Source organism: Kitasatospora acidiphila (genome assembly GCF_006636205.1).
Lineage (GTDB): Bacteria > Actinomycetota > Actinomycetes > Streptomycetales > Streptomycetaceae > Kitasatospora > Kitasatospora acidiphila.
In genome coordinates this window covers 5,306,249-5,321,238 of sequence record NZ_VIGB01000003.1, presented here as the reverse complement: position 1 = coordinate 5,321,238, position 14,990 = coordinate 5,306,249, and the positions used below count along the sequence as shown (strand labels likewise).

The 14,990-nt window shown below is 71.5% G+C and carries 16 protein-coding genes and 1 pseudogene; 5 read left to right on the top strand and 12 right to left on the bottom strand.

The annotated features are described in order from the left end of the window. The first annotated feature begins 52 nt into the window (after positions 1 to 52). Positions 53 to 700, top strand: coding sequence for a TetR family transcriptional regulator (locus tag E6W39_RS25305; protein ID WP_101381329.1), 648 nt, complete (start codon positions 53 to 55; stop codon positions 698 to 700). A 204-nt stretch (positions 701 to 904) separates the two neighbouring features. Here E6W39_RS25305 and E6W39_RS25300 read toward each other — a convergent pair whose 3' ends face one another. From E6W39_RS25300 to E6W39_RS25275, 7 genes are all read right to left on the bottom strand, one after another. Further along, on the bottom strand, positions 905 to 1,849 hold the full coding sequence (locus E6W39_RS25300) for a beta-ketoacyl-ACP synthase III (RefSeq protein WP_141635490.1): 945 nt from the start codon (positions 1,847 to 1,849) through the stop codon (positions 905 to 907). A gap of 117 nt (positions 1,850 to 1,966) precedes the next feature. Then, positions 1,967 to 2,914 carry a hypothetical protein gene (locus tag E6W39_RS25295; RefSeq protein ID WP_141635489.1) on the bottom strand — a complete coding sequence of 316 codons (948 nt, stop codon included), beginning with the start codon at positions 2,912 to 2,914 and terminating at the stop codon, positions 1,967 to 1,969. Between the two features lie 94 nt (positions 2,915 to 3,008). Then, positions 3,009 to 4,172, bottom strand: coding sequence for an aminofutalosine synthase MqnE (mqnE, locus tag E6W39_RS25290; RefSeq protein WP_141635488.1), 1,164 nt, complete (start codon positions 4,170 to 4,172; stop codon positions 3,009 to 3,011). 54 nt (positions 4,173 to 4,226) lie between these two features. After that, positions 4,227 to 4,670: a pyridoxal-phosphate dependent enzyme gene (locus E6W39_RS43115; RefSeq protein ID WP_267286707.1), complete on the bottom strand. Its 444-nt coding sequence runs from the start codon at positions 4,668 to 4,670 to the stop codon at positions 4,227 to 4,229. Then, positions 4,646 to 5,188: a threonine ammonia-lyase gene (locus E6W39_RS43110; protein WP_267286706.1), complete on the bottom strand. Its 543-nt coding sequence runs from the start codon at positions 5,186 to 5,188 to the stop codon at positions 4,646 to 4,648. Before E6W39_RS43110 ends, E6W39_RS43115 begins: the two co-directional genes overlap by 25 nt. Positions 5,189 to 5,237: 49 nt before the next feature. Beyond that, positions 5,238 to 5,696 carry an Lrp/AsnC family transcriptional regulator gene (locus tag E6W39_RS25280; RefSeq protein ID WP_101381324.1) on the bottom strand — a complete coding sequence of 153 codons (459 nt, stop codon included), beginning with the start codon at positions 5,694 to 5,696 and terminating at the stop codon, positions 5,238 to 5,240. 63 nt (positions 5,697 to 5,759) lie between these two features. Continuing rightward, positions 5,760 to 6,404, bottom strand: coding sequence for a UbiX family flavin prenyltransferase (locus E6W39_RS25275; RefSeq protein ID WP_141637943.1), 645 nt, complete (start codon positions 6,402 to 6,404; stop codon positions 5,760 to 5,762). Between the two features lie 61 nt (positions 6,405 to 6,465). Between E6W39_RS25275 and E6W39_RS25270 the strand changes: the two genes are divergently transcribed. Together E6W39_RS25270 and E6W39_RS44270 are read left to right on the top strand one after the other, a co-directional pair. Beyond that, positions 6,466 to 7,221: a cyclase family protein gene (locus tag E6W39_RS25270; protein WP_228718356.1), complete on the top strand. Its 756-nt coding sequence runs from the start codon at positions 6,466 to 6,468 to the stop codon at positions 7,219 to 7,221. Between the two features lie 66 nt (positions 7,222 to 7,287). Next, positions 7,288 to 7,893 (top strand): annotated as a pseudogene (locus tag E6W39_RS44270) (MOSC domain-containing protein); the annotation flags it as partial. Between the two features lie 91 nt (positions 7,894 to 7,984). Here the strand turns inward: E6W39_RS44270 and E6W39_RS25260 are convergent. The 3 genes from E6W39_RS25260 to E6W39_RS25250 all read right to left on the bottom strand — a co-directional run bounded on the left by E6W39_RS25260 (position 7,985) and on the right by E6W39_RS25250 (position 10,805). Continuing rightward, the gene (locus tag E6W39_RS25260) at positions 7,985 to 8,374 is read right to left on the bottom strand and encodes a VOC family protein (protein ID WP_141635487.1); all 390 of its coding nucleotides are present in this window, start codon (positions 8,372 to 8,374) and stop codon (positions 7,985 to 7,987) included. Positions 8,375 to 8,442: 68 nt separating this feature from the next. Then, positions 8,443 to 9,351, bottom strand: coding sequence for a menaquinone biosynthesis prenyltransferase MqnP (gene mqnP, locus E6W39_RS25255; protein ID WP_141635486.1), 909 nt, complete (start codon positions 9,349 to 9,351; stop codon positions 8,443 to 8,445). Continuing rightward, positions 9,348 to 10,805 (bottom strand): menaquinone biosynthesis decarboxylase, encoded by a 1,458-nt coding sequence (locus E6W39_RS25250; RefSeq protein WP_141635485.1) that lies wholly within the window; start codon positions 10,803 to 10,805, stop codon positions 9,348 to 9,350. The genes mqnP and E6W39_RS25250 overlap by 4 nt, the downstream gene beginning before the upstream one ends. A 483-nt stretch (positions 10,806 to 11,288) precedes the next feature. Here E6W39_RS25250 and E6W39_RS25245 point away from each other — a divergent pair, with 483 nt between their 5' ends. Both E6W39_RS25245 and E6W39_RS25240 read left to right on the top strand, forming a co-directional pair. Further along, positions 11,289 to 12,875, top strand: a complete 1,587-nt coding sequence (locus E6W39_RS25245; protein WP_141635484.1) for an acyl-CoA carboxylase subunit beta — start codon at positions 11,289 to 11,291, stop codon at positions 12,873 to 12,875. A 71-nt stretch (positions 12,876 to 12,946) separates the two neighbouring features. Continuing rightward, positions 12,947 to 13,150, top strand: coding sequence for an acyl-CoA carboxylase subunit epsilon (locus E6W39_RS25240; protein ID WP_141635483.1), 204 nt, complete (start codon positions 12,947 to 12,949; stop codon positions 13,148 to 13,150). A gap of 117 nt (positions 13,151 to 13,267) precedes the next feature. Here the strand turns inward: E6W39_RS25240 and E6W39_RS25235 are convergent, their stop codons facing one another. Both E6W39_RS25235 and ccsB read right to left on the bottom strand, forming a co-directional pair. Beyond that, positions 13,268 to 13,672, bottom strand: coding sequence for a hypothetical protein (locus tag E6W39_RS25235; protein WP_141635482.1), 405 nt, complete (start codon positions 13,670 to 13,672; stop codon positions 13,268 to 13,270). Positions 13,673 to 13,835: 163 nt separating this feature from the next. Then, positions 13,836 to 14,987 (bottom strand): c-type cytochrome biogenesis protein CcsB, encoded by a 1,152-nt coding sequence (gene ccsB / locus E6W39_RS25230; protein ID WP_228718355.1) that lies wholly within the window; start codon positions 14,985 to 14,987, stop codon positions 13,836 to 13,838. Positions 14,988 to 14,990 lie beyond the last annotated feature (3 nt).

The window sequence follows — 14,990 nt, the reverse complement described above, 5'->3', positions numbered from 1 at the left end:
AATAGTCGCATCACCGAATCGCGCCATGATCGGTGCGCGGTAAGCTGACGGCATGACAGGACAAGTTCGCACCGTCGACGGTCGCGTCGCCGGGCGACGCGGACAGGAGACGCGGCAGAAGCTGCTCGACTGCCTCCGCGAGATGCTCAGCACGTCGCCGTACCGGGACGTCAAGGTCATCGACGTCGCCCGTATGGCGGGTACCTCCCCCGCGACCTTCTACCAGTACTTCCCGGATGTCGAGGGCGCCGTCCTCGAGATCGCCGAGGAAATGGCCAAGGACAGCGTCGAGCTCAAAGAGCTCATCGACGGAAAGTCCTGGGCAGGAAAGTCCGGCGCCACCACCTCCGAAGAACTGGTGGACGGATTCCTCGCCTTCTGGCGCAAGAACGATGCCATTCTGCGAGTGGTCACGCTCGGTGCCGCCGAAGGGGACAAGCGGTTCTTCAAGATCCGCATGACCGTCCTCAACTCGGTCGCCAAGCCGCTCGCGGATGCCATCAAGGAACTCCAGGCCAAGGGCCAGGCCGACAAGGCGCAGGACGCCGCGGCCGTGGCCGGGTCCCTGATCTCGCTGCTCGCTTCGGCGGCCGAGCACCAGAAGGCCTTCACCTCCTGGGGCGTCAAGGTCAAGGACCTCAAGCCAACCCTCGCCCCGCTGGTCTACCTGGGCATCACCGGCAAGAAGGCGCCCCGGTAGTCCGGCCCATCATCCGAACGGAACCGAGCAGTACCAACTGAACATCGTGCTCGCGCGTGGCCCCGGCCTCCTGTCCGGTGGAACGTCGGGCGGCGGCCGTGTCCTCGGGGGAGGTTCGCCGACGTACCGCAGCGCGCCGGCAGACGACGGCGGTGCGAGGCCCTGACGGGGCCGCGCACCGCCGTCGCGTTGTCCGCGCCCCGGTCAGGGGCAGCGCACCACCTGGCCGGCGTAGGCGAGGCCGCCGCCGAAGCCGAAGAGCAGCACCGGGTCGCCGGTGGTCAGCTCGCCGCGCTCCACCAGCTTGCTGAACGCCAGCGGGATCGAGGCCGCCGAGGTGTTGCCGGAGTCGACCACGTCGCGGGCGATCACCGCACCGGTGACCCCCAGCTTGTTGGCGATCGCGTCGATGATCCGCAGATTGGCCTGGTGGGCCACGAAGCCCTTGAGTTCGCTCGGCTCGATCCCGGCCCGCTCGCAGGCCTGCCGGGCCAGTGGCGCGATCTTCGTGGTGGCCCACCGGAACACCGCCTGCCCCTGCTGGGCGATCACCGGCTGCCAGCCGGTGATGGTCACCGCGTCGCTCTTCTCCGGCTCCGAGCCCCACAGCACCGGGCCGATGCCCGGCTCCGCCCCCTCCGGCTGGGCCTCGACCACCGCCGCGCCCGCGCCGTCGGCGAAGATCACCGCGGTGGAGCGGTCGGTCCAGTCGATGGTGTCGCTCATCTTCTCGGCGCCGATCACCAGCGCCCGCGTGGCCGCGCCGGCCCGGATCGCGTGGTCGGCGGTGGCCAGCGCGTAGGAGAAGCCGGAGCAGACCGTGTTGATGTCGTAGGCGGCCGGCGTGCTGATGCCCAGCCGGGCCGCGACCGCGCAGGCGGTGTTGGGGCTGCGCTCGAAGGCGGTGCAGGTGGCGACCACCACCAGGTCGATCTCGGCGGGCGTCAGCCCGCTGGCGGCCAGCGCCTTCTGCGCGGCCTCGGTGGCCAGGTCGACCAGGGTCTCGTCCTGGGCGATGTGCCGCTGCCGGATCCCGACCCGGCTGCGGATCCACTCGTCGTTGGTGTCCAGCACCGCGGCCAGGTCGTCGTTGGTGACGACCTTGGGAGGCTGGTAGTGGCCAAGCGCGACGATGCGGGAACCGGTCATGATCCCACTCAACCCGGTTACTGACGCGTCAGCCGGTCAGCTCCAGTGACAAGTTCCGGTGGCCAGGGCTGTAGAGGGCGCACAACACCCCTTGCCGTGCCTGGGCCATCCGGTTCCTCAGGTCGCGAGCGAGGCCGTGTCCCCCATCACGATCACGGGGTGGGCCGCCGGGTCGAGGGTCCGCACCAGCTCGGCCATGTGGTCCTCGGCGATCGAGACGCAGGCGTGGGTCGGGCCGCCGTGGTCGACGTGCAGCCAGACGCCGCCGCCCCTGGCGGTGCCCAGCGGCTCGCGCGGGTCCAGCGGGGAGCTGCCGGTGACCCGGTTGTAGTCGATCGCCACCACGTAGTCGAACGCGCCGGCCAGCGACTCGCCGTTGAAGCCGGTGCCGCCCGCCACGAAGTCGCTGTCCTGGTGGTAGGGCAGTTTGCTGCCCGGGTCCGACTTGAGGCCGCCCGCGTCGCTGAGGGTGAAGACGCCGATCGGGCTGCGCAGGTCGCCGTTGCGCTTGTCGGTGCTCCAGCCCTGGTCGCCGTTGTGCGCGGGCCAGCTCGCCCCCGGGCGCCAGCGGCCGTCCGGGGTGCGGCTCCACAGCGTCACGGTGGTGGCCGAGGAGTTCTTGTCGGCGCCGGAGGCCAGCACCACCTGGCTGGCCTCGGCCGGGATCTTGGCGGCGAAGGTCGGCCCCAGACCGGGGATGGCCGCGAAGGTGCCGTCCGCGCGGTCCGAGCGGTCCGCCGCCGGGGTCTCGGTGTGCGGGTCGGGCGAGGCGGCCGCGGTCGGCCCGGCCGCGGACTGCCCCGGCCCCGGCTGCTGGGGCGCGGCGTGCGGCAGCGCGGTCGGACGGCCGTGCGCGGCGAACGCGCCGCCCGGCCCCAGCACGAACCAGCCCGCGGCGGCCGCCGCCAGCACCACCGCGGTGCCCGGCAGGGCCCGGCTGCGACGCTTCGGCTTGCGCCGGTGCCCGCCGGCCCGCGCCCGCGGTCCGGGGGCCGCGCCCGCCTGGTCGGCCCCCGAGGGGGCGCTGGTTCGGCGTCGGCCGGCTGCACGATGGGATCCGGACATGTCGGAGATCATCCCAAACCGATAACCGATCGGTAAACCCGGGCTGCCCTAAATCCTTGTGAAGGGGCATCAGGGCAGGTCAGCGGGGTGGACCTCAGAGACGCATCGCCTGCGGAACATCACGGCGGCCGAGATCCGGGCCGTCGTACTCCCGGATGACCTCGTAGCGGGTGTTGCGCTCGACCGGTCGGAAGCCGGCGTCCCGGATCAGGTCGAGCAGGTCGTCACGGCCCAGCTTGTTGGGGGTGCCGAAGTTGTCCGCGTCGTGCGTGATCTTGTACTCGACCACCGAGCCGTCCATGTCGTCCGCACCGTGGCTGAGCGCCAGCTGCGCGGTGGTGACGCCGTGCATCACCCAGAACACCTTGACGTGCGGCACGTTGTCGAAGAGCAGCCGGGAGACCGCGAAGGTCTTCAGCGCCTCGGCGCCGGTGGCCATCTCGGTGCGCGCCATCAGCCGGTTGCGGACCACGCCGTCCTTGGAGTCGTGGAAGTCGTGCTGGTAGCGCAGCGGGATGAAGACCTGGAAACCGCCGGTCTCGTCCTGCAGCTCACGCAGCCGCAGCACGTGGTCCACCCGGTGCCGGGGCTCCTCGATGTGCCCGTAGAGCATGGTGCAGGGGGTCTTCAGGCCCTTGCTGTGCGCCAGCCGGTGGATCCGCGACCAGTCCTCCCAGTGGGTGTCGTGGTCGACGATGTGCTGGCGGACCTCCCAGTCGAAGATCTCCGCGCCACCGCCGGTGAGCGACTCCAGGCCGGCGTCGATCAGCTCGTCCAGGATCTCACTGGCACTCAGCCCGCTGATCTTCTCGAACCAGTGGATCTCGGTGGCGGTGAACGCCTTCAGCGAGACGTTCGGCAGCGCCGCCTTCAGCTCCCGCAGGCTGCGCGGGTAGTAGCGCCAGGGCAGCGTGGGGTGCAGGCCGTTGACGATGTGCAGCTCGGTCAGCGACTCGCTCTCCATCGCCTTGGCGAGCCGCACCGCCTCCTCGATCCGCATCGTGTAGGCGTCCTTCTCGCCCGGCTTGCGCTGGAACGAGCAGTACGCGCAGGAAGCGGCGCAGACATTGGTCATGTTCAGGTGGCGGTTGACGTTGAAGTGGACGACGTCGCCGTTCTTCCGCGTCCGCACGTGGTGGGCAAGGCCGCCCAGCCAGGCCAGATCGTCGCTCTCGTAGAGCGCGATGCCGTCCTCGCGGGTCAGGCGCTCGCCCGCGTAGACCTTCGCCTCCAGCTCGCGCTTCAGCCCTGCGTCCATGCGGTGCCCCGCCTCCTGTGTCCTGCCGTTCAAAGTCCGGACACGAGACTACGCCTATGCCGCCAGCAGCTCGGACAGCAGCGTCGGTTCGACGTTGCCGCCGCTGACCACGGCCGCGAACACCCGGCCGCCCAGCTCGTCCGCGCGGTGCAGGTAGGCGGCCGTCGCCACCGCGCCGGACGGCTCGGCGACCAGCCGGCCGCGCCGGGCCAGCACCGCCACGGTGTCCCGGATCTCCTGCTCGCTCACCGTCACGATGTCGTCCACATAGGCCTGCAGGTGCTCGAACGGCAGCACCCCGACGCAGACGTTGCGCAGCCCGTCGGCGATCGTCCGGTAGGTGTCGGCGACCGGCCAGGGCGTCCGGGTGCCGGCCCGCAGGCTGGCCTGGGCGTCGGCGGCCAGCTCCGGCTCCACCCCGATCACCCGCACCCCGGGGGTGGTCAGCTTGATCGCCGCCGCGACACCGCTGATCAGCCCGCCGCCGGAGACCGGCACCAGCACGGTGTCCAGCTCGTCGGGGCGTCCTCGCCGATCTCCAGGCCGACCGTGCCCTGCCCGGCGATGATGTACGCGTCGTCGAACGGCGGCACCCAGACGTAGCCGTGGCGCTCGCTCAGCTCGGCCGGCACGCTCTCCCGCTCCTCGGGCGACACCATGACCACCTCGGCGCCGAACGAGCGGGTGCTCTCGACCTTGACCGCCGGGGAGCCCTCCGGCATCACGATCACGGCCTTGATCCCGAGCAGTTCGGCCGCGTAGGCGACCGCCTGGGCGTGGTTGCCGCTGGACTGGGCGACCACCCCGCGGGCCCGCTCCCGCTCGGTCAGCGCGGCCAGCCGGTTGTAGGCACCGCGGATCTTGAAGGCGCCCGTGGGCTGGAGGTTCTCCGGCTTCAGCCAGAGCCGGCGGGTGCCCGCCGCTGCCCACGGGCAGGGCATCAGCGGGGTGCGGACCGCCACCCCGGCGATCCGCCGCTGGGCCGCCCGCAGCTCCTCCAGACTCACCAGCGCCATCGGTGCCACGCCCCCTTCTCGATCGTCCGGTCTTCTCGATCGTCCAGTCTCAGTCGCCGGCCAGCGGCAGGTCGCTGACCCGGCTCTCCCACTTGGTCGAGAGCACCACCGTGGTCCTGGTGCGGGCCACGCCCTTGGTGCCGGAGAGCCGCTTCACCACCGACTCCAGGCCCTCCACGTCGGACACCCGCACCTTGAGCATGTACGAGTCGTCACCGGCGATGAACCAGCAGTCCTCCACCTCGCCGAGGTCCTTCAACCGGTGCGCCACGTCCTCGTGGTCGGCCGCGTCGGTCAGCTGAAGACCGATCAGCGCCGTCACGCCGAAGCCGAGCGAGGCCGGATTGACCGTCGCCCGGTAGCCGGTGATCACACCGGCCTGCTCCAGCCGGTTGATCCGGTCCGTGACGCTCGGCCCGGACAGGCCCACCAGACGGCCCAGTTCCGCGTAGGAGGCCCGCCCGTTCTCGCGGAGCGCCTGGATGAGCTGTCTGTCCACCGTGTCCATGTACCGTCCCGCGTCCTTCCGAGCAGATATCGCACAGAACATACTCTCCCGGCCGGAGGCTTCTTACGCCCCCCGCGCCGCACCCAGCTCGCCCGCCCACCGCCGGTACAGCCGATGCGGCACGCCGACCGCGTCCAGCACCCGCCCCGCCACGAAGTCCACCAGCTCCTGGGCGGTCGAGCCGCCCGCGTAGAAGCCGGGTGAGGCCGGCAGGACCACCGCGCCGGCCGCGTCCAGTTCCACCAGATGACGCAGCGTCACCGAGTCCAGCGGGGTCTCCCGGACGCAGACCACCAGCGGCCGCCGCTCCTTGAGCGTCACCGCCGCCGCCCGCTGCAGCAGGTCCTTGCTCAGCCCCAGCGCGATCCCCGCCACCGCCCCGGTGGTGGCCGGCACCACCAGCATCCCCTTCGCCGGATAGGAGCCGCTGGACGGGCCCGCCGCGAAGTCGCCGGCCGCCCAGTAGCGGACGTTGCCCAGGTCCACTTCGGCGCCGATCCAGGCCGCCAGGTCGGTCTGCCAGTGCGCGTCCCGGAACGAGATCCCGGTCTCGTCCAGGATGGTCAGCCGGGCCGCCCGGCTGACCACCAGGTCCACCGCCTCGCCGGCCGCCAGCAGCGCCCGGATCACCGATGCCGCGTACGGCGTGCCGGAGGCCCCGGAGACCGCGACCACCCAGGGCCGCCGGACACCGTGCTTCTCGTCCATTTCGTGAGCCACCCGGTCACCCTAGGGCCTGCCGCGGGGCCGGGCGGGGCAGGATGGCTCCGTGACTGCTCCGGTTCTGCACGACCTCACCCATCAGGTCACCACCGGCATGCCCGTCTACCCGGGAGATCCCGTGGTGGCCCTGCGCCCGGCGCTGACCACCGACGCCGCCGGCGTCAACGTGCTCTCGGTCCACCTCGGCTCGCAGTCGGGCACCCATGTGGACGCGCCGTACCACGTGGACGTCACCTGGCCGACCCTGGACGGGCTGCCGCTGGAGCGCTTCACCGGGCCCGCCGTCCTCGCCGACCTGCGGGCGCTGCCGGCCCGCACCGCGGTGACGGCCGAGCAGCTGGCGCCCGCGCTGGAGCGCTGGACCCCGGGGGCGATCCTGCTGCTGGCCACCGGCTGGCCCCGGTTCTGGGGCACCGAACGCTACCTGGCGCACCCGTATCTGACGCCCGAGGCGGCACAGGCGATCGTCGACGCCGGGGTGCGCACCGTCGGCGTGGACGCGTTGAGCATCGACCCCACCCCCGACCCGGGCCCCGGCGACCCCGCGGTGGCCGCGCTGCTGGCCGACCTGACGGACGATCACGACCCCGGCGCCGGAGAGTCGGCCCAGCCGCCCGCGCTGGCCGCCCACCGGATCCTGCTCGGCGCCGAGGGCGGTGGGGTGATCGCCGAGAACCTCACCGACCTGACCGCCCTGCTGGAGGCCCAGGCCCGGGACAAGCCGATCCGGCTCAGTCTCTTCCCGCTGCGGCTGGCGGCCGCCGACGGCGCCCCGATCCGGGCGGTGGCCGAGGTCGGCTGACGGGTGCTCGGCAGTCCCGCTGCTTGGTCTAGACCAACTTGTGACGCCCCGATAGGCTGACCAGCCATGGCAGAGATCATCGGTGTCGTCGAGCGGCTCTGGCGCTATCCCGTGAAGTCCACCGGCGGGGAACGCCTCGGGCAGGTGGCCATCGATGAGCGCGGCCTGGCCGGCGACCGGCTCTACGCCGTGCGCGACGGCGACGGCAAGTTCGGCTCGGGCAAGAGCACCCGCCGGTTCCGCCGGATGGACGGCCTGCTGCGGCTCGGCTCCCAGCTCGGCCATCGGCTCGACCGCCCCGAACTGCTCGACCCGCTCGGCCGCGCCGTCGCCGACCCCACCGCGTTCCTCCGCGCCTACCTGCAGCGCGACGACGTGGCGCTGGCCCGCGAGGACACCGTCTCGCACTTCGACCAGCTGCCGGTCAGCGTGGTCAGCACCGCCACCCTGGACTGGCTGCGCGACGCCCTGCCCGGCACCCTGGTCGACGAGCGGCGGTTCCGCCCCAACATCGTGCTGCGCACCCCGCCCGGCACCCGCCCGTTCTGCGAGGACGACTGGTTCGGCCACGAGGGCGAGTTCGGCTCCGGCGCCCGGCTGGCCTTCGTCCGCTCCAGCGAGCGGTGCGTGATGGCCACCACGGCCCAGCCCGGGCTGCCGCACGCCCCCCCAGCTGCTGAAGCTGATCGCCGCCGAGCACGGCAACCGGCTGGACGCGCTGGCCACGGTCGGCGCGCCCGGCCCGGTCCGGGTCGGCGACCGGCTACGGCTGCACTGAACCGCCCCGCGCGGGCAGCAGGCAGAACGGGTGCCCCGCCGGGTCCGCGTAGATCACCCAGCCGCCCTGGCGCTGCAGGAAGGCCGCGCCGTGGGCGGTCACCTCGCGCTCCGCGACGGCCAGGTCGGGCACCTTCACGTCCAGGTGCACCTGCTGCGGGTGGGCCGGGTCCGGCCACTGCGGCGGGTGGTAGTCCGCCACCCGCTGGAAGCACAGCACCAGGCCCGACGGGGTGTGCAGGGTCGACCAGTCCTCGTCCAGCGACCAGCGCGGGTCCGGGCGGTCCACCTCCCCGCCGAGCAGGGTCGCGTAGAACCGGGCCAGCGCCGGCGGGTAGTGGCAGTCCAGGACCACGCACTCCAGCGTGCCGAGCATGACGGGCGCCTCCTCGCGATCGACGTGTTGCGGCCAGTATTCGTGCGGCCAGCATGCCGCAGCACGGCTCAGCTGAACCGCAAGCCGCGCAGGATCAGGTCCAGCAGGGCGAAGACGAACAGCGAGATGCCGACGAAGCCGTTGATGCTGAAGAACGCCCGGTTCAGCCGCGAGATGTCGTGCGGCCGCACGATCGAGTGCTCGTAGACGAAGGCCACCGCCACCACGACCAGGCCGACGTAGAAAGCCGGACCTGCGTGGGTCAGCACCGCGTACCAGAGCAGCAGCGCGGTGGTGATCGCGTGGCAGGCCCGGGCCCCGTGCAGGGCGCCCGCGATGCCGAACCTGGCCGGCACCGAGCGCACCCCCTCGGCACGGTCCGCGTCCACGTCCTGGCAGGCGTAGATCAGGTCGAAGCCGCCGATCCAGACGCCGACCGCCAGCCCCAGCACCACGGCCTCCCAGGACCAGCTGCCGGTGACCGCCAGCCAGGCGCCGACCGGGCCCATCGCCTGCGCCAGGCCGAGGATCGCCTGCGGGAAGTCGGTGAACCGCTTGCCGTACGGATAGACCACCATCGGCACCACCGCGACCGGCGCCAGCGCCAGGCAGAGCGGGTTGAGCAGCGCCGCCGCACCCAGGAACACCAGCAGCGCGAACGCCGAACCGGTGTAGGCGGTGCGCAGCGAGACCGCGCCGGTGACCAGCTCGCGCCCCGCAGTGCGCGGGTTGCGGGCGTCCAGCTCGCGGTCGATGATCCGGTTCGCGGCCATCGCGAAGGTGCGCAGGCTCACCATGGCGATGGTGACGATCAGCAGCTCGCTCCAGTGGATCCGCTTGTTCGCCAGGAACATCGCGGTGAAGGAGGCGATGTAGGCGAACGGGAGGGCGAAGATCGAGTGCTCGATCATCACCAGGCGCAGGAAGGACTTGATCTTGCCTGGGGGCGGCGCCTCGAAGAGCTCGGCAGTGGTCACAGCCCGTATTCCTTCCAGCGCTTGGTCACCAGGGCCGCCGTGGCGGGGTCCGAGGTGATCATCTCGGGCCAGCCGCCGTCGCGGGTGTAGCCCTCCTCGGGGAGCTTACGGGTCGCGTCGATGCCCGCCTTGCCGCCCCAGAACTTCTGGTAGGAGGCGTGGTCCAGGTGGTCCACCGGGCCCTCGACCACGCTCAGGTCGCGGCTGTAGTCCACGTTGCCCAGAGCCCGCCAGGCGACCTCCTGGTAGTCGTGCACATCGCAGTCGGCGTCCACCACGATGATCAGCTTGGTCAGCGACATCATGTGGGCGCCCCAGATCGCGTGCATCACCTTCTGGGCGTGCTTGGGGTACTTCTTGTCGATCGAGACGATCACGCAGTTGTGGAAGCCGCCGGCCTCCGGCAGGTCGTAGTCGACGATGTCCGGCACGATCACCTTGAGCAGCGGCAGGAAGAACCGCTCGGTGAACTTGCCCAGCGGCCCGTCCTCGGTCGGCGGCCGGCCGACCACGATGGACTGCAGCAGCGGGCGGCGGCGCATGGTGACGCAGTCGATGGTGAGCGCGGGGAAGAGCTCCTGCGGGGTGTAGAAGCCGGTGTGGTCGCCGAACGGACCCTCCGGCAGCAGCTGGTCGGGCTCCAGCCAGCCTTCGAGGACCACCTCGGCGTCGGCCGGCACCTGCAGCGGTACCGTCTTGCAGTCGACCATCCGGACCCGCTCGCCGGCCACGAAGCCCGCGAACAGGTACTCGTCGATGTCGCCGGGCAGCGGCGCGGTGGCCGCGTAGGTCACCACCGGCGGGCAGCCGAAGGCGATCGCCACCGGCAGCTTCTCGCCGCGCTTGGCCGCCACGGCGGCGTGGTTGCGGCTGTCCTTGTGGATCTGCCAGTGCATGCCGATGGTGCGCTTGTCATGCCGCTGCAGCCGGTAGAGGCCGAGGTTGCGCACCCCGGTGTCGGGGTCCTTGGTGTGGGTCAGGCCCAGGTTGAAGAACGAGCCGCCGTCCTTGGGCCAGGTGAACAGCGCGGGCAGCTGGTCGAGGTCGACGTCCTCGCCGGTGAGCACCACCTCCTGCACCGGCGCCTCGCCCGGCTTGACCTTGCGCGGGGGCACGTGGGTCATCGAGGCGAGCTTGCCGAAGGCGTCCCGGACGCCGGTGAAGCCGTGCGGGAGCTCCGGCTTGAGCAGCCCGGCGATCTTGTCGGCGATGTCGTCGGGGGACTTCAGGCCGAGCGCCTTGGCCAGTCGGCGCTCGGTGCCGAAGATGTTCATCGCCAGCGGCATCGAGGCGCCCTTGACGTTCTCGAAGAGCAGCGCCGGGCCCTTGGCCTTCTGCACCCGGTCGACGATCTCCCCGATTTCCAGATGGGGGTCGACCTCGGCCTTGATGCGCTTGAGGTCGCCTTCGCGTTCCAGGGCCCGCAGGAAGGAGCGGAGATCGTCGTATGCCATGGCAGCAGTATCGGGCACCTGGTGAACGGCTCCGGCGCCAGCCCCGCCCGCGGCCGGCTTTCGCCCCGCGCCGGCGGCCATTCGCGGCTTTTGGCGCATCCCTACGATTTCGACCCGCCGCGGCCCGCTGTGCCCCACCGCCGGTACGGATCCGGGGGCACCCGTCGCCTGCCCCGGCCTTGATCGGCCCTGGCACTGCCATACCCCTGCTGAGCTGGGAATCTGCGAGGAGTAGACTACGCCCCTACAGTTGACGGACACCTTTCACGCCAGCCCGCGCCGATCACCTCCCGGCCCGCCCCGAGAACGGCTCCCAGCCCGGTGCGCTGTATGGCTCCCACAGGTAAAGCTCCTGGACCTTGTACGGAATCAACGCCGAATCAGGGTGGCCGCGCCTCGTAGTGTCGTAGGGAAGCACGAAATCGCAGCCGGGGCCCACGACCGACACCGACTGCTCACTCGTTCAGGAGTTGGGAGTTCGAGATGCCGGTGGTGCAGGAGAGCACGGCGGGGGAGCCGGCCGACGCCCGCGGCCGGGTGGCGGAGCTCCTGGAGGTGCGCGACCGGGTGCAGCGCGGCCCGAGCGACAAGGCGACCGAGGCACAGCACGCCAAGGGCAAGCTGACCGCCCGCGAGCGGATCGAGCTGCTGCTGGACGAGGGCTCCTTCCACGAGGTGGAGCCGCTGCGCCGGCACCGCGCCCAGGGCTTCGGCCTGGAGGCCAAGAAGCCCTACACCGACGGTGTGATCACCGGTTGGGGCACCGTGCACGGCCGCACGGTCTTCGTCTACGCGCATGACTTCCGGATCTTCGGCGGCGCGCTGGGCGAGGCCCATGCCCAGAAGATCCACAAGATCATGGACAAGGCGATCGCCGCCGGCGCCCCGCTGGTCTCGCTGAACGACGGCGCCGGCGCCCGCATCCAGGAGGGTGTCACCGCGCTGGCCGGCTACGGCGGCATCTTCCAGCGCAACACCAAGGCCTCGGGCGTGATCCCGCAGATCTCGGTGATGCTCGGCCCGTGCGCCGGTGGCGCCGCCTACAGCCCCGCGCTGACCGACTTCGTCTTCATGGTCCGCGAGACCAGCCAGATGTTCATCACCGGCCCCGACGTGGTGCAGGCGGTGACCGGCGAGAAGATCTCGCAGAACGGCCTGGGCGGCGCCGATGTGCACTCCGCCGTCTCCGGTGTGGCGCACTTCGCCTACGACGACGAGCAGTCCTGCATCGAAGAGGTGCGCTACCTGCTGGCGATGCTGCCGCAGAACAACCGCGAGATGCCGCCCGCCACCCCGGCCGAGGACCCGGTCACCCGCCGCTGCGAGGCGCTGCTCGACCTGGTGCCGGCGGACGGCAACCGCCCGTACGACATGCACAAGGTGATCGAGGAGATCGTCGACCACGGCGAGTACCTGGAGATCCACGAGCGCTGGGCGACCAATGTGATCGTGGCGCTGGCCCGGATCGACGGCCATGTGGTCGGCCTGATCGCCAACCAGCCGCAGTCGCTGGCCGGCGTGCTGGACATCAACGCCTCGGAGAAGGCCGCCCGCTTCGTCCAGATGTGCGACGCCTTCAACATCCCGCTGCTCACCCTGCTCGACGTCCCCGGCTTCCTGCCCGGCGTCGACCAGGAGCACGGTGGCATCATCCGGCACGGCGCCAAGCTGCTCTACGCCTACTGCAACGCCACCGTGCCGCGGATCTCGCTGATCCTGCGCAAGGCCTACGGCGGCGCCTACATCGTGATGGACTCCCAGTCCATCGGCGCCGACCTGACCTACGCCTGGCCGACCAACGAGATCGCGGTGATGGGTGCCGAGGGCGCCGCCAACGTGATCTTCCGCCGCGACATCAACGGCGCCGAGGACCCGGACGCGATGCGGGCCCAGAAGATCAAGGAGTACAAGACCGAGTTGATGCACCCCTACTACGCCGCCGAACGCGGCCTGGTGGACGACGTCATCGACCCGGCCGAGACCCGCGAGGTGCTCGCCGCCGCGCTCGCCATGCTCCGTACCAAGCACGCCGACCTGCCCAGCCGCAAGCACGGCAACCCCCCGATGTGACGGGCCGCCGCGTCGCGGACCGCGGCGCGCCCTGACCGTCCCCCAGCCACTCGCACTCTGGAGCGCATCCGATGACCGAGCCCCTGGTCCGCATCACCCGCGGCACCCTGACCGATGACGAGCTCGCCGCCCTGACCGCCGTGCTGATGGCCCGGGCCGCCGCCGTGCAGGCCGTGCCCGCCGCCTCCCCGGTGGTCGAGCCGATCGCCCGCTGGCAGCGCCTGGAGCGCCGCCCGGTCTACTTCTCGCCGTTCAGCTGGCAGCAGGCCGCATAGTCGGCGCCCATCTCGACACGGGGCCGTGCCCCAGCCGCTCGCCGCGGCCTCGCTCGCGGCGGGCGGCACCCTTTTCCCGGTCGGGCGGCCGTCCCTTCGGGTCAGGCGGCCGTCCGGTCAGGCGGCGACCAGGGCCGAGGAGCGCCCGGCGTGCATCAGCTGCAGGTGGGCGGCGAGCAGGTGCGGGTCCTGGTCGAGCCAGAGCCGCAGCGCGGCGCCCAGCATCGCGCAGCCGGAGCCGAGCCGCACCCCGGTGGCGCCGGCCACCGTGTCGGCCGCCGGGACCAGCAGGTCGGCCAGCGGGCCGGGCAGCCAGACGGTCAGCGCGCACGGCGCGGGCTCGGTCAGCGCGGCCAGCAGCCGGTAGGCGCGGGCCTGGCCGTGCAGGGTGGGCAGGATGTCCAGCAGTCCGTCGGCGACCACCTCGGAGAGGTCGCTGCGGTGGCCCTGTGCCAGGCTGCGCAGCAGCCGGCGCTCCGCCACCGTGATCCGGACCGTCAGCATGATCTCGTCGCCGTCCACGGCGCGGTCCTCCTCACTCCGGTACGTTCTGCTTCGGCGCGGCCGCTGCAAACGCTGTGACCCTGCCCAGTTCGGCGGCCGCCATGCCGCACTGTGCCGACTCTCACTCACTTCGGGGCAACGCCGGGCGGCACCGGTGCGGGTGCCGCCCGTTGGCGGCCCGTCAGCCCACGCCGGCGTAGGAGTGCTTGCCGGTGATGAAGATGTTCACGCCGTAGAAGTTGAACAGGAAGCAGGCGAAGGCCAGCAGCGCCAGGTAGCCCGCCTTGCGGCCCTTCCAGCCGGCGGTGGCGCGGGCGTGCAGGTAGGCCGCGTAGACCACCCAGGTGATGAAGGACCAGGTCTCCTTCGGGTCCCACTCCCAGTACTTGCCCCAGGCCGCCTCGGCCCAGATCGCGCCCGCGATGATGGTGAAGGTCCACAGTGGGAAGACCATCGCGTTGATCCGGTAGGAGAGCTTGTCCAGGGTCGGGGTGGCGGGCATCCGCTCGAACACCGAGGCCGGGATCTTGAAGGGGCCGTTCGGCAGACCGGCCGCCTTGCGCTTGTCGTAGGACTCCCGGGCCAGGTAGACCGCCGTGCTGGCGAAGGCCGCGTAGAAGGCACCACCGCAGATGATCGCGGTGCTGACGTGGATGGCCAGCCAGTAGGAGTGCAGCGCCGGCACCAGCTGCTCGGAGTCGGTGTAGAGCACGCTGGTGGCCAGGCCCAGGGTGAGGGCGGCGGCCAGCACGGCGGGCAGGCCGAGCCAGCGGACGTTCTTGCCCAGGGCCAGCAGGATCAGGTACGCGCCGACCGTGGTGAGCGCGAAGGCGCAGGAGAACTCGTACATGTTCCCCCACGGGGGACGCATCACCGAGAAGCCGCGGAAGGCCACCCCGCCGACGTTCAGCAGCGCGCCCAGCACGGTCAGCGAGATCGCGATCCGGCCGAACATGTCGGCCCGCTCGCTGCTGCCGGCGGCGCCCGGGCCGTCCACGGCCTGCTCGCCGTCGCCGCGGCCGCTGGTCACCACGGTGGCGCCCTCGCCGGCCAGCGCGGTGCGGGTCAGCGTGGTGGTGCCGCCGCCGGCGGCGGCCACCGTGACGGTGACCTTCTTGGCCTTCTTGGCGGCTGCCGTCGGCACGGCCGCCGCGGCGGCGTCGGCGAGGCTGGCCTGCTCGACCGAGCGGCGGGCCACGGCGCCCTTGCTGCCGAAGGTCCACTCGAACATGTGCGCGAACATGGCCAGCACGTACACGCCCATGGCCGACCAGATGCACTTGTTGGACAGGTCCGCCAGATGGGAGTTCACCCCGGAGGCGAGGAGGGACACCGT

Excerpts from the sequence above, each read along its gene's own strand:
- E6W39_RS25275 (WP_141637943.1), bottom strand. The coding sequence starts at position 6,404 with ATGGACGAGAAGCACGGTGTCCGGCGGCCCTGGGTGGTCGCGGTCTCC.
- E6W39_RS25295 (WP_141635489.1), bottom strand. The coding sequence starts at position 2,914 with ATGTCCGGATCCCATCGTGCAGCCGGCCGACGCCGAACCAGCGCCCCC.
- E6W39_RS25240 (WP_141635483.1), top strand. The coding sequence starts at position 12,947 with ATGACCGAGCCCCTGGTCCGCATCACCCGCGGCACCCTGACCGATGAC.
- E6W39_RS25305 (WP_101381329.1), top strand. The coding sequence starts at position 53 with ATGACAGGACAAGTTCGCACCGTCGACGGTCGCGTCGCCGGGCGACGC.
- mqnE (WP_141635488.1), bottom strand. The coding sequence starts at position 4,172 with ATGGACGCAGGGCTGAAGCGCGAGCTGGAGGCGAAGGTCTACGCGGGC.
- E6W39_RS25280 (WP_101381324.1), bottom strand. The coding sequence starts at position 5,696 with ATGGACACGGTGGACAGACAGCTCATCCAGGCGCTCCGCGAGAACGGG.
- E6W39_RS25245 (WP_141635484.1), top strand. The coding sequence starts at position 11,289 with ATGCCGGTGGTGCAGGAGAGCACGGCGGGGGAGCCGGCCGACGCCCGC.
- E6W39_RS43110 (WP_267286706.1), bottom strand. The coding sequence starts at position 5,188 with ATGGCGCTGGTGAGTCTGGAGGAGCTGCGGGCGGCCCAGCGGCGGATC.
- E6W39_RS25260 (WP_141635487.1), bottom strand. The coding sequence starts at position 8,374 with ATGCTCGGCACGCTGGAGTGCGTGGTCCTGGACTGCCACTACCCGCCG.
- E6W39_RS25300 (WP_141635490.1), bottom strand. The coding sequence starts at position 1,849 with ATGACCGGTTCCCGCATCGTCGCGCTTGGCCACTACCAGCCTCCCAAG.
- E6W39_RS25250 (WP_141635485.1), bottom strand. The coding sequence starts at position 10,805 with ATGGCATACGACGATCTCCGCTCCTTCCTGCGGGCCCTGGAACGCGAA.